This window comes from Haloarcula onubensis (assembly GCF_031624605.1).
In the GTDB taxonomy this organism is placed as follows: Archaea; Halobacteriota; Halobacteria; order Halobacteriales; family Haloarculaceae; genus Haloarcula; species Haloarcula onubensis.
The window spans coordinates 662,506-674,858 of the sequence record NZ_JAMQOS010000001.1 but is presented as its reverse complement, the minus strand read 5'-3'; the positions used below and the strand labels follow the sequence as shown (position 1 = coordinate 674,858).

General features: G+C 65.7%; 10 protein-coding genes. 3 read left to right on the top strand and 7 right to left on the bottom strand.

Going from position 1 to position 12,353, the window contains the following annotated elements:
- Nucleotides 1-77: 77 nt before the first annotated feature.
- The 4 genes from sufD to NDI86_RS03440 all read right to left on the bottom strand — a co-directional run bounded on the left by sufD (nucleotide 78) and on the right by NDI86_RS03440 (nucleotide 6,612).
- A complete protein-coding gene (gene sufD, locus NDI86_RS03455) occupies nucleotides 78-1,289 on the bottom strand; it encodes a Fe-S cluster assembly protein SufD (protein ID WP_310898999.1) in 1,212 nt (403 codons plus the stop codon).
- Nucleotides 1,290-1,291: 2 nt separating this feature from the next.
- Nucleotides 1,292-2,722 (bottom strand): Fe-S cluster assembly protein SufB, encoded by a 1,431-nt coding sequence (gene sufB / locus NDI86_RS03450; protein WP_310898998.1) that lies wholly within the window; start codon nucleotides 2,720-2,722, stop codon nucleotides 1,292-1,294.
- A gap of 36 nt (nucleotides 2,723-2,758) precedes the next feature.
- A complete protein-coding gene (locus NDI86_RS03445; protein WP_310898997.1) occupies nucleotides 2,759-3,685 on the bottom strand; it encodes an ABC transporter ATP-binding protein in 927 nt (308 codons plus the stop codon).
- Nucleotides 3,686-3,807: 122 nt separating this feature from the next.
- On the bottom strand, nucleotides 3,808-6,612 hold the full coding sequence (locus tag NDI86_RS03440) for a DNA-directed DNA polymerase (RefSeq protein WP_310898996.1): 2,805 nt from the start codon (nucleotides 6,610-6,612) through the stop codon (nucleotides 3,808-3,810).
- A gap of 113 nt (nucleotides 6,613-6,725) precedes the next feature.
- Here NDI86_RS03440 and NDI86_RS03435 point away from each other — a divergent pair, with 113 nt between their 5' ends.
- The 3 genes from NDI86_RS03435 to NDI86_RS03425 all read left to right on the top strand — a co-directional run bounded on the left by NDI86_RS03435 (nucleotide 6,726) and on the right by NDI86_RS03425 (nucleotide 7,818).
- Complete coding sequence (locus tag NDI86_RS03435; RefSeq protein WP_310898995.1) at nucleotides 6,726-6,917, top strand: DUF7331 family protein; 192 nt, start codon at nucleotides 6,726-6,728, stop codon at nucleotides 6,915-6,917.
- A gap of 97 nt (nucleotides 6,918-7,014) precedes the next feature.
- A complete protein-coding gene (locus tag NDI86_RS03430) occupies nucleotides 7,015-7,371 on the top strand; it encodes a DUF7322 domain-containing protein (protein ID WP_310898994.1) in 357 nt (118 codons plus the stop codon).
- Between the two features lie 24 nt (nucleotides 7,372-7,395).
- Entirely contained in the window at nucleotides 7,396-7,818 is a 423-nt protein-coding gene (locus NDI86_RS03425) for a DUF7346 family protein (RefSeq protein WP_310898993.1), read from the top strand.
- Here the strand turns inward: NDI86_RS03425 and rad50 are convergent.
- The 3 genes from rad50 to NDI86_RS03410 all read right to left on the bottom strand — a co-directional run bounded on the left by rad50 (nucleotide 7,815) and on the right by NDI86_RS03410 (nucleotide 12,304).
- Complete coding sequence (gene rad50 / locus NDI86_RS03420; RefSeq protein WP_310898992.1) at nucleotides 7,815-10,496, bottom strand: DNA double-strand break repair ATPase Rad50; 2,682 nt, start codon at nucleotides 10,494-10,496, stop codon at nucleotides 7,815-7,817. The genes NDI86_RS03425 and rad50 overlap by 4 nt on opposite strands.
- Before the next feature lie 10 nt (nucleotides 10,497-10,506).
- On the bottom strand, nucleotides 10,507-11,838 hold the full coding sequence (mre11, locus tag NDI86_RS03415; protein WP_310898991.1) for a DNA double-strand break repair protein Mre11: 1,332 nt from the start codon (nucleotides 11,836-11,838) through the stop codon (nucleotides 10,507-10,509).
- A gap of 61 nt (nucleotides 11,839-11,899) precedes the next feature.
- A complete protein-coding gene (locus NDI86_RS03410) occupies nucleotides 11,900-12,304 on the bottom strand; it encodes a DUF7966 family protein (RefSeq protein WP_310898990.1) in 405 nt (134 codons plus the stop codon).
- Between the last annotated feature and the right edge of the window lie 49 nt (nucleotides 12,305-12,353).

Here is a 12,353-nt window from a genome sequence, read left to right as displayed (position 1 = left end):
TCGAGGTCGCTGCGCGACCTCACTACTCGCGCTATCGCCGCTCGTTTTCGAGGAACCTCGCGGCGCTCGGTTCCTCGTTACTCGCGCAGACGCTCGTAGATGAGGTCGTCGAGGTCCTCGCGGAGTTCGTCGACCGCGACCTCTTCGAGGACGGGGACGAAGAAGCCCTCGACGAGCATGTTCTTCGCCTTCTCGGGGTTGACACCGCGGGAGGTCATGTAGAACATGTCCTCTTTGTCGACCTGGCCCACCGTCGCGGAGTGGGAGGCCTCGGTGTCGTGGTTGTTGATGATGAGTTTCGGGGAGGCGTCGGCCTCGGACTCGTCGCTAAGCATCAGCGTGTTCTCACGCTGGTACGACGACGTGTCCCAGGCCTCGCGACCGACGTCCTGGACGCCCTCGTACACCGAGCGGGCCTCGTCGTCAAGGACGCCGCGGGTCACGAGGTCGGCGACGGTGTGCTCGGCCTCGTGCCAGACGCGGCTGGCGATGTCGAAGTGCTGGTCGTCGTGGCCGAAGAAGGCCCCGACAATCTTCGACTCCGAGGAGTCACCGAGCAGGCGCGTCTCGACGTTGCTCTTCGTCAGGCGCGAGCCCATGTTGCCCTCTACCCAGTCGATACTGGCGTAGGTGTCGGCGTGGCCCCGCTTGACCTGGTAGTTGTAGCTCTCCGAGGAGAGGTTCTGGAGGGTCCCGTACTGGACGTAGGCGTTCTCGCCGGCGACGGCCTCGACGACGCCCGAGTAGTACTGGTCGCCCTCGACGTCCTCGCCCGTGGTCTGGCGCTCCAGGATGGTCACCGACGCCGACTCCTCGGCGACGACGAGCGTGTAGTTGAACAGCGACTGGCTGTTCATCGTCGTCCGAATCTTCACGTCCTCTGCGTCGACGCCCTCTGGGACGTAGACGACGGTCCCGGCCGAGAACAGCGCGGTCGACAGCGCGGTGAGGTAGTCCCGCTGTGGGTCGACGACGCTCCCGAAGTGGTCCTCGATGAGGTCGCCGTGTTCGTCTAACGCCTCGCTCCAGGAGAGCACGTCGACGCCCTCGGCGTCGATACGGTCCTTGTCCTGGGCGTAGTCCAGTGGGTCGACGAGCGTCTCGTAGTCGAGCGCGTCGAGGTTGGTCCACTTGCGGCCAGGCGTCTGGATGACACTCGGCATGTCGAGGTCGTCGAGCGCCGAAAGCGCCTCCTTGCGCGTCTCCAGCAACCACTCGGGCTCGTCGAGGTCTTCGGATATCTGTTCGACGGCGTCCTCTGATAGTGTAGCGTGTACCTGCGTACTCATGATTATCCGAGCGACCCTTCCATCTCCAGTTCGATGAGTCGGTTCAGTTCGACGGCGTACTCGATGGGCAGTTCCTCCGTGATGGGCTCGATGAAGCCGGCGACGATCATCTGCTTCGCGTCGTCGTCGTCCAGCCCGCGGCTCTGGAGGTAGAAGACGTCCTCGTCGCCGATTTTACCCACAGTGGCCTCGTGGGCCACGTCGACTTTCGACTCCTGAATCTCCATGTACGGCATGGTGTCCGAGGTGGAGTCGTTGTCGAACATCAGCGCGTCACACTCGACGGCGGTGCTCGAGTCCTCGGCGCCGTCGGCGATGTGGACCAGACCGCGGTAGTTCGTGCGGCCGCCGTCCTTGCTGATGGACTTGGACTCGATAGTGGACTTCGTGTTGGGCGCGTTGTGGTAGACCTTCGCGCCGGTGTCGATGTCCTGGCCCTCGCCAGCGAAGGCGATGGTGATGTGGTTGTCCGTCGCGCCGGGGCCTTTCAGGACGGTCGAGGGGTACAACATCGTGGCCTTCGAGCCCATGCTACCCGAAACCCACTCCATCGTGCCGTCGGCCTCGCAGATGGCGCGCTTGGTGTTGAGGTTGTAGGTGTTCTTCGACCAGTTCTGCACGGTCGAGTACTGGACGTGGGCGTTCTCGCCGACGAACACTTCGACCCCACCGCTGTGGAGGTTGAAGGCGGAGTATTTGGGCGCGGAACAGCCCTCGATGTAGTGGACTTCGGAGTTGTCCTCGGCGATGATGAGCGTGTGCTCGAACTGGCCCATCCCCTCGCTATTCATGCGGAAGTACGCCTGCACGGGCATCTCGACGGTGGTGTCCTCCGGGATGTAGACGAAGGAGCCACCGGACCAGACGGCGCCGTGGAGCGCGGCGAACTTGTTGTCGCTCGGGGGGACACACTTCGTCATGAAGTGTTCCTTGACGAGGTCTTCGTGCTCCTGGACGGCCTTGTCCATGTCACAGAAGATGACGCCTTTCTCCTCCCAGCGCTCCTGCATGTTCTGGTAGACGATTTCGGACTCGTACTGGGCGCCGACGCCGGACAGCGCGTTCTTCTCGGCTTCCGGGATACCCAGTTTGTCGAAGGTGTCCTGAATCTCCTCGGGGAGGTCCTCCCAGGACTCGGCGCCGCCGCGGGTCTCGATGTCCGGGCGGATGTAGGGGACGATGTGGTCGATGTCGACCTCCGAGAGGTCCGGCGCGCCGGGCCAGCCCTCCGGCATCGGCATCTCCTGGAACTGCTTCAGCGCGCGCAGGCGGCGCTGGAGCATCCACTCGGGTTCGTCCTTGTCTTCCGAGATGACCCGTACGGTCTCCTCGGTGAGGCCCTTCTCCGTCTCGAAGGCGGCCTTCTCCTCCTTCTTGAACTCGAAGCGGGCTTCGGTGTCGGTCTCTTTTAGGTGGTCTTGGTCTGAGCTCATTGGTATGTTGGGGTTGGTGGTGTGGACGTATGGGTGTTATGCGGCCTCGTAGGCTTCCTCGCGGACCCAGTCGTACCCCTCGTCCTCTAGCTTCTCGGCGAGTTCCGGCCCGGCGCTCTGGGCTATCTGGCCGTCGAGCATCACGTGGACGTGGTCGGGTTCGACGTAGTCGAGGATGCGCTGGTAGTGGGTGATCTGGAGGATGCCGGCGCCCTGCTCGTCGCGCAGCGCGTTGATGCCGTTCGAGACGTCCTGCAGGCGGTCGATGTCCAGCCCGGAGTCTATCTCGTCGAGCACGGCGATAGAGGGCTCGAGGATGGCGGCCTGGAGGACCTCGTTCTGTTTCTTCTCGCCGCCGGAGAAACCGGCGTTGAGATAGCGGGAGGCGAACTTCTCGTCCATGTCAAGCTGTTCCATCTTCGCCTGGAGAATCTCCTGGAACTCGGCGACACCGACTTCGCCCTCTTCGACGTTGCCCTCCATCGGGGAGGTGTCGTAGCCGGCGGCGTCCTCGTTGGTGTCCTCGGATTCGGCTTCCTCCTCCTCGTCGTCCTCGAACAGCTCTTCGCGCTCTTCGAGCTTCGCGTTGAGCGCCGTCCGGAGGAAGTTGACCATGGTCACGCCCTCGATTTCGGCCGGGTACTGGAACCCGAGGAACACGCCCAGCGCGGCGCGCTCGTTGGGTTCGAGGTCGAGCAGGTCCCAGGTGCGGAGGTCCTCGGGAATCTCGAAGTCCTCGCCGAACTCGTCGTCCTCGAGGTGGATGAGGACCTCGCCGTCGGTGACCTCGTAGGCCGGGTGACCGGCGATGACTTTCGCCGTCGTCGACTTGCCCGAGCCGTTCGGTCCCATCAGGGCGTGAATCTCGCCGGACTCCACTTCGAGGTTCACACCGCGAAGGATTGTCTCACCGCCCTCCTCTGCGACTTCCGCGTGTAGATTGTTGATTTCGAGTACTGCCATGGTAGTCTTAGGTCAACCGAAACAAGGTTGTTTTCCCCCATCAAGCTTTCGCATTGCGACGTATTCGATTTCGGGATATGGAAACAATATTTACTCGGGCAAAAACCTCCGGGGCGACGCCGTCACATGAAGCTGCCGAGTCCGGTCTGCTCCTGGCCGGATTTGACCTCGTCCCAGGAGATGTCCAGGGCCTCGAGAATCCGTGCGATAGGCCCCTTCAACGTCTTGTCGAGCATCTTGTCCCAGTCGACCTCGAACTCCGCGGGAATCTGGTCGGCGTACTCGAAGCAGATGACGTCGGGGTCCCGTCGGAACTCGCCGTACAGCGGGTCCCGGCTGGGGTCGAGGTCCAGTTCCCTCTCGATTCGGTCCCAGAAGTCCGCGTGGACGCGGTCGAGGTAGAGTCGCTTGGGTTTCGACCCGCTCTGGAAGTTCGTTCCCAGCAGGAGGTTGGCGTACTTCGCGCCCCGAACCTGCGCGGTGTCGGTGTCGTAGTTGTCCAGTTTCTTCCCGATGCCACCGGGGATGCCCACGTCGTCGTAGTCGACGTTGCCCGCCTGGTAGTCCTCGATGACCTCGCCGACGTAGCTCTTGATGCTCTCGGCGTCCTCACCGTGGACGATGCGGTCGATGACCTCCTTCTGGACGCGTTTGGTAATCGGAGCGATATCGGAGCGCTGGTACTCGAAGCCCGTGATGTCGATATCGTCGACGTCCTTGCCCTCCTTCCAGACGATGTGGCCCGCGTAGCGTTTCTTCTTGCCCGCCTGGAAGAACCGCCGGTAGAGTTTCTCGAACTCGATCTGGAAACGGTGTTCGTCGGCGTTGAGTCGGTCGCTGGCGAACTCGTCGTAGGAGGCGTTGATGGTCTCCTCCAGTTCGAACCCCTTGGCGATGGTCGCCGCGATAAGTTCGAGTTCGTCGTCGCTCATCTCGGGGTGTTTTTCGCGCATCGCGTCGGTGACTTCGACGTCGCCGGACACGTCGTCGGCAGTGATGTCGCCGACCTGGAGCATGACGGAGTCGGTATCGCCGTAGACGACCTCGTACCCCTCGTTTTCGACGACCTCGTCGGTGTAGTCGATGACCTCCCGCCCGGTGGCCGTGACGGCCGCGCCCATCTCCTTGTCGTAGAGGCGGAAGCGGTCCCATCCAAGAACGCCATATAAAGAATTCATGATTACCTTGACAGCTGCTTGCTGTCGGTCTAAGCGCTCGTACTCCGGCTTGTCGGGGCTGTAGCTGTTTCGACGTTCCTTCTTTTTTTCGCGTTCTGACAGGAGTTCGTCGACCATCTCCCGGATGACGCCGTCGGGCTCCTTGCGGAAGTGAGTCCCGTTGGGCGCGCGGTAGGTCTCGCCGTCGTAGCGCTCGGGGTCGACCTTCGTCTCCGGGGAAGCGTTGGTCGTCACCATGCACATCGGGTACAGCGACTTCAGGTCCAGCACGGTCACGTTCTCGCGCACGCCCGTGATGGGGTCGAAGACGGCCCCGCCCTCGTAGTCCTCGCTCTCCTGTTGGCCTTTCGATGGCAGCGCGTACTCCCCGTACAGTTTGTGCAGGACGTACATGTCGACGGCGTCGCCGGGCGTCGTGGCGTCTTCGAGCTTACAACCCACGAACGTGCGGACCTCGTCCCAGAAGTCGATGATGTCCTGCTCGCGGTCGAGTTCGACACAGAGTTCCACGTCCCGGAGGTTGTACTCCAGTAGTCGCTCTGGGTCCTGTTCCCAGAGGTCGCCGATATCACCGGTGTACCGTTCCTTGCCGACGCCGAGTTCCTGCTCGCCGACGGCGTCGAGTCGGTAGGATTCCAGTTCGGTGAACTGGGTACGCTTGTAGGCATAGAGGAGGTCGAAGACGACCCGGCCCTTGATGTCCGGCCCTTGCCAGTCGCTGCGCCACACCTCGTCCACCCGGGAGAGACGGTCGATGTTCAGGTCGTAGTCGTGGTCTGGCCCGGCCAACTCCTCGATGCGGTCCAGCAGATAGGGAGCGTCGAAGTCGTCGAAGTTCCACCCCGTCAGCACGTCCGGGTCGGTGTCCTCGATGTACTCGATGAAGGCGTCGAGCATCGCCGTCTCTTCGGAGAAGATACGCACGTCGGCCTCGAACTCGGCGTCCTCGCGGATGGGGTCGTAGGCGGCCAGCGCCTCGGGTCCCTCGATGCCGTCGGGGGACTCGTACAGCCAGACGACGTACTCGTCGGTGTAGGAGTCGTGGGAGGTGAGACAGACGATGGTCTGCTCGCCGTCCTCCGGGAAGCCGTGGCGGTCGTCGACCTCGATGTCGAAGGTGTTGACCCGCGGCGCGGCGCTGGCCTCGACCGGCACGATTTCCTCGTGGTGGACCTTCAGGCTCCCGTCGTCGAGTTCGCGGGCCGGGACGCGGACGCCGGAGGTGATGTCCTTGTCGATGAGTAAGCGATTGGGAAAGAGGATGTCGGCCTCGTAGTGGTCGAAGTCGTCACGCATCTGTCCCACGTCGCGGGGGGTCTGGCCGAATATCTTCGTCAAGCGCTCGCCGCGAATCGACTCGTAGGGCTCGCCTGCTCTGTCGGCCTCCTCCCAGCCCGTGATGCGGTCGTAACTGCGCAGTCGGTCCTCGCCGACGCTGGCCGTCGGCGCGTAGAAATACGGTTTGAACTCATAGACCCGGGCGTGGACCGGCTCCTCGTCCGCGGTCCGACCGAAGACGTGGACGACGGGGAACTCGTCGTCGCCCCGTCCCTCGATGGTGTAGTCGACCTGCGTGACGACGAACTCCACGGTCTCCTCCACATCGGGAAACTGGCGCTCGTCTACGTCGACGACGCTGGCGTCCCCGTCGCCGTTGCCCGCGATGGCCGCGGCCTCCGCCGCGGGTCGGTCGTCGTCGCCCCCGTCCGTGCCGAAATCTCCGAGGGCGCTCTGGCTCTCCTCACTCATTGCCCGCCCTTCGAGACCGTACATAAAAACGTCGGCGGTCGGCGAGTACCGCAAATGTTTGTCACGGGCGGAAAGTATATGGTAAAGAGTGGCATACCCCAAGACGACCCCTCATGTCGCACCGCGCATCTCCCGACGGTCAGTCGGATAGGGCGAACGAGCTCCGGTCGGACCCTGCGCTCCCCGAGGCAGTGCAGACGACCGAGACCTACGAGACCGAGGAGGGGACAGTGTTCTACGACGCGGAGAACCCGCTCGCCTGGGTCCAGACCGACGTGACGGTATCGCTCACCGACCGGGCCTGAGACGGATTCTCGTCGCCGTGTGCCGACCCGCGATAGCGGGACGACACCGACCCGCCCGAGAGAAGTCCTTTTACCCACTGGCGCCCGACGGGCCGTTGTGGCCGACGGTCCCGACGACACCGAGCCCGACGAGCCCCTCGTCGGCAAGACTCCGTACGAACCCGACGAGTTCGACCCGACGAGCCTTGGGCCCGACGTACCGGAGGTCCCCGAGCCGACCGGCGACATCGCGGACAGCGACACGGCGACGCTGTTCGTGAAACTCGTCGTCGTGTTCAACATCGCCTTACTCTGTCTGTCGGTGGGACCAATGCTCGCTTACTTCGAGGGACGGGTGGACCTCGGCATCCGAATCACGCTGCTTGGCGCCGTCACGGCCGGCTACGGGCTGTTTCGCTACCGGCAGTTCGTGACGGGAGACAGCGCCGAGAACGACCCGGACCACAACGGCTAACCACGCCGCTCGGTAACTCCGGGTATGCGCACCGTCCGCGACGAGTCGGGGACCCACTACGTGCTCCTGAAGCGGTCGAGCGAGTCGAGCCTGGTCCGTAACCCCGAGACTGGGGCTGAGAGACACGTCGCCAACGAGGAACTGACGGCCGTCGACGGCGAGTCCCCGCTCGAAACCGCCGCGGGGGCCGTCCCCGACGGCGTCCGGACCGTCCTCGCGGCCGTCCACGACGACCGGGCGCTGGGGCTGTTACTCGAACTCGACCGGCGGGGACCGCTGTCGGTCGCCGACCTGCTCGACAGCTACGACCTCTGTGAGAGCGACCTCCACGGGCTGCTCGCCGAGTTCCGCGCCGCCGGACTCGTCGAGCCCGCCGAGGTGGTCGGCCAGCCTGGCTACGACGCCACGGCGACGGCGAGCGAGGCTGTCGACGTTCTCACCGACTAGTCGGCGAGTTCGGCGACCGTCTCCTCGATGCGGTCCACGCGGGAGACGTGCGAGCGGTTCGAGGTCGCGGACTTCTCGACCCGGACGAGGTCGTCGGCCGCGCCGACGAGTTCCTCGTCGTGGCTGACGACGAGAATCTGGGCGACCCCCACCTCGTCGCGCATGTACGAGACGAGGTCGAGTAGCTGCGTGACGTGGCCCGAGTCCAAGAAGACGGTCGGCTCGTCGAGGATGAGCGGCGGCATCGGCGCGGCGCCCTCGATGCCCTCCGCCAGCAGCCGGTAGATGGCACAGCGCAGGCTGAGGTTAAAGAGCGCGCGCTCCCCGCCCGAGAGCTGTTCGGGCTCCAGCGGGTCGCCGTCCTTCTGGTACACCGTCAGCCGGTACTGCCCGTCGAGTTCGATGTGGGAGTAGGAGTCGTTCTGGTAGACGAGCGAGAACGTCTCGTTCAGCATCCGTTCGAGCGTCTCGACGTTGCGCTGGCGCAGTTCGGCCCGCAGCGTGCCGTACATCTCCTGGAGCTGTTCGCTCTCGCCGTACAGCGCGTCGAGTTTCGCGACGGTGTCGGCGAGGGCCTCGCGCTGTTCGCGCAGGCTCTCCAGCGCCTCGATTTCGGTTTTCACGCCCCCGATAGCCGACTGTGTCTGGTTCCGTTGCTCACGCAGTTCGTCGAGCTTCGCGTCGGCCTGCTCGATGTAGTCCGTCGCCCGCTGTTTCTCGTTGCGGGCCTCCTCGATGCGGTCCTCGTCGACCTGCTCGGCGAGGTCCTGCTTGCGCTGGCGTTTCTCCGCGAGGCGTTCGCGGCGCTGGTCGTTCATCGCCTCCTGCTGGGTGCGTTTCTCGCGCAATTGCTCGACGTCCCCCTCGCGGTCGTCGACGGCGTCGAGCAGCTCCGCGACCCGTTCCAGTCGCTGTATCGACTGCTTGACCGCCTGGTGTTCCTGGTTGCACTCGCCGATGACCGAGCGGGCCTCGGCGGCCCGCTGTTCGGCCTCGCTGGCGGCGTCGCGTTTCTCCGCCGCCTTCGCTTCGAGTTCCACAGCAGCTTCCCGCAGGGTCTCGATACGCTCCTCGTCGGCTTCCAGGCCGGACTCCTTCTCCTCGATGAGCTGGACGACGTTCTCGCGGTTGGATTCGAGCGTCCCGAGCCGGTCGGCGGTCTCGGCCAGCGACTCGGCCCCCTCCAGGTCGGTTTCGAGGCGCTCGACGCGCTCCCGTGCCGCCGCGAGTCCGTCCTCCAGGTCGGCGACCCGCTCGCGGTCGTCCGCGATGGAGTCGACGTGGGGCGAGTCGGTCACGTCCTGGCCGCATTCGGGACACTTGCCCTCCGCTAAGAGCGTCTCGGCCTCGCGGAGCGACTCGCGCTCGGCCGAGAGCTTCGTCTCCAGTTCGGTCACCCGCTGGCGGGCCTCGTCGAGCTCCGTCGCGACCGCGTCGCGGCGGTCCACAGCGCGCTCGCGGTCGATATCACTCTCCTCGAACCGCGTTTCGAGCGCCTCGATTTTCGCGTCGATGTCGTCGAGCTTCTCGCGGCGCTGGGCGACCGTCTCCCTGGCCGCCGCCAGGTCGGTTTCGAGCTCCGTGGCTTCCTCGCGCTTGGCCTCGGCCCGCGAGTCGAGGTCCTCGGCCTCCGACTGGCGCGAGTCGGCCTCGCTGCTGTGTTTCTGTGCCTCGACGCTCTGGGTCTTGATGCGTGACTGGAGGTCCTCCGACCGCTCCTCAAGCTGGTCCAGCCGAGCGTCCACGCGGTCGGGGTCTGCGGCGTCGAGGTCGGTCTCGGCCAGCGTCTCCTCGAGTTCCGTCTCCAGCTCCTCGCGCTCGGTCTTCAGCGCCGAGATGCGCTCTTTGAGCCGCTCGCGTTCGCTCTCCGTCTCCGTAATCTCGGCTTCGAGCGTCTCGATGTCGCTCCGGAGGTCGGCGAGTTGCTCGCGGCGCTCCTCGTACTCCTCTAGCACCGCCGTCGCCTGCTCCAGCGTCTCGGCGGCCGTCTCGCGCTGGCCCTCGATGCGCTCGATTTCCGCGGTCGTCTCCGAGAGTGTGGTCTCCAGGGCGTTGAGGCGCTCGTGGAGCCCCTTCTCCTCTTTGGCCGCTATCTGGTCGTCGAGCTGGTCGAGGCGGCTCTGTTTGTCCTCGCGGACGCGCTTGACGCCGACGCGGGCGTCGCTGGCCCGTTCGCGGTACTCCTCTAACTTCCCTAACTGCAGGAGGTCGTCGAGCATGTCCTGGCGGTCGCCCGCCGAGGCGTTGATGAGCTTGTTCACCTCGCCCTGGCGGACGTACGCGCAGTTGACGAACGCCTCGCTGTCCATCCGCAGCAGTTCGGTGACCCGGCGGCGGACCGCCCGGGCGCCCTCGAACGTGCCGTCGGGCGTCTCCAGGACGCACTTGGCGGTCGTCGCCCGCTCGCCGGTGTTGCGCACGCGGCGGGTGAGGTGGTACTCCCCGCCCGCGTGGGCGAACCACAGTTCGACCGTGCAGTCGTCGGCGCCGATGGTGACGACGTCCTCTAAGTTCTCGTCGATGGCTTTCGAGCCGTACAGGGCGAAAAAGCACGCCTCGAGCAGCGAGGACTTCCCGCTGCCGTTGAGCCCGTGGATGACCGTCACGCCGGGGTCGAGGGTGAGGTCGGCGTCGTCGTAACATTTGAACGACTCCATCGCGATTCGCTGGAACCGCATCAGGCACACCTCACAGGAACTCCTCCATGCTGGACTGGTCTTCGCCGTCCTCCGCGACCGCCCCGTCGCTCTCGGTGGTCGGCGCTCCGCCGTCCGGGTCGCCGTCGGCCGCTCTCTCGGCTGACTCGTCGTTCGCGATATCGCCGTCAGCCGTATCGCCGCCGTCGGTCTCCGCGGCTGCGGCCGGGCCGTCCGGAGTGGTCGCGTCCCCGTCCTCGTCCCCGCCGACCGCGGCGTCGAGCGCGTCGGGGTCGTCCGCGACCAGCTCCCGAACGCGGTCCTCGACCGTCTCGGCGACGTTGGCGTCCGCGACCTTCGAGGCCCGCACCGTCTCGTCGATGTCGCGGGCGGCCCCGCTCAGGCCCAGTTCCCGAACGCGTTCGGCGACGGCGTCGTCGGGGTCGGCGAAGCTCACGCTCGTCTCGCGCTCGTCGGCCGCCAGTTCCCGGTGGTCGGTGACGCGGGCGACGAGCGCCCCGCGGTCCAGCGCGTACTCCTCGATGCTCGCGGGGGCGATGGGCTCGCCGTCGCCGTCGATACTGACGATGACGACGGCGTCTTCCAGGTCGTACTGGCCGACCTGACTGTGGACCCGCTCGATGCCCTCCTCGGCGTCGAGTTCCACGTCGACGAAGACAAAGTCGCGGGTGTCGAGCCCGCGCCGGGTGATGCGGACGTCGCCGTCGAAGGTGACGATGTTGTAGCCGCGGTCCTCGCGCTCGCTGGCGCTCGCTCGTTCGGTCGACCCACAGTAGGTGACCCACGCGTCGGCGACTTCCTGTTTGCCCGGCTTGTGGTTGTCCCCAAGCAGCAGGGCGTCGAAGTCGACCGACGACTCGCCCAGCACCTCGCCGGCCTCCCAGTCGCCGTAGTCGAACGGCTGGAACAGGCCGTGGGTGACCAGCGCCGCGTGGTCGGCGTCGTGGGGGGCGAAGTCGTAGTCGAGGTCGTCGCGTTTCGAGCGCGGGACGAAATCGAGGCCGTAGAAGGCCGTATCGCCCACGACGGTCGGCTCGTCGTCGAGCCGCGTCGCCAGCCCGAGCGAGGCATAGAGGTCGAGCCACTGGGCGTCGCGTTTGGCCTCGTGGTTACCCACGACGGCCAGAAACGGAATACCTGCTGCAGAGAGCTCCTCCAGTACGCCCAGCGTGCCCATGATGTCCGACAGCGTCGGCCGTCGGTCGTGGAACAGGTCCCCGGCGTGGACCACCGCCGCCACGTCGTCGTCGACGGCGTCCCGGACGACGGCCCGGAACGCCGCGAGGAAGTCCTGCCGGCGCTCGGGCACGTGGTACTGCTGGTACCCGATGTGGGTATCGCCGGTGTGTATCACCCGTGTCATCTGTGCGGGCGTATGCCAGCCGCTCCTAAAGCCGTGTCGCCACCGCAGTGAAAGTAGTGGCTCACTCCTCGACCGGTCCCTGCGCGGCGACGCGGAACCGCTCGAACGTCGCGAGCGCCTCGCGCCCGTCGTCGGCCAGCCCGCTGACCTCGCGTTCCGCCTGCCTGACGGCCTCCTCCAGCCCGTCGAGCCCCACCGACTCGACGAACGCGGCGGCCGAATCGAGGTCCTCCGTAGCAGTCACTGCGCGCTCGATGACGGTCCGGTAGTCGGCGTCCGGCCCGATATCCGCCACGTGGTCGCTGTCGAGCAGTCCGGGAGGCGTCGCCGGTCCGTCTGTCGCCGACTCACAGGAGTCACCGCGCGCTCGACCAGTCGTCCCGCTGGTCCCGGAGCCGGACTGCCCCGCCGATTCCCCCGCTGCAAGCGCCGCGAGCGCCGCCTTCGCCTGTTCGCTCTCGGTCACAGGGTCGGTGGACCCGGTATCGTACAAGAACCTTCGGCCGAGGGTTCAA

Bases quoted from the DNA above. Each gene is read 5' to 3' on its own strand.
- NDI86_RS03445 (WP_310898997.1), bottom strand. From the start codon at position 3,685: ATGGCAGTACTCGAAATCAACAATCTACACGCGGAAGTCGCAGAGGAG.
- sufD (WP_310898999.1), bottom strand. From the start codon at position 1,289: ATGAGTACGCAGGTACACGCTACACTATCAGAGGACGCCGTCGAACAG.
- sufB (WP_310898998.1), bottom strand. From the start codon at position 2,722: ATGAGCTCAGACCAAGACCACCTAAAAGAGACCGACACCGAAGCCCGC.
- NDI86_RS03435 (WP_310898995.1), top strand. From the start codon at position 6,726: ATGTCGCACCGCGCATCTCCCGACGGTCAGTCGGATAGGGCGAACGAG.
- NDI86_RS03425 (WP_310898993.1), top strand. From the start codon at position 7,396: ATGCGCACCGTCCGCGACGAGTCGGGGACCCACTACGTGCTCCTGAAG.
- rad50 (WP_310898992.1), bottom strand. From the start codon at position 10,496: ATGCGGTTCCAGCGAATCGCGATGGAGTCGTTCAAATGTTACGACGAC.
- mre11 (WP_310898991.1), bottom strand. From the start codon at position 11,838: ATGACACGGGTGATACACACCGGCGATACCCACATCGGGTACCAGCAG.
- NDI86_RS03440 (WP_310898996.1), bottom strand. From the start codon at position 6,612: ATGAGTGAGGAGAGCCAGAGCGCCCTCGGAGATTTCGGCACGGACGGG.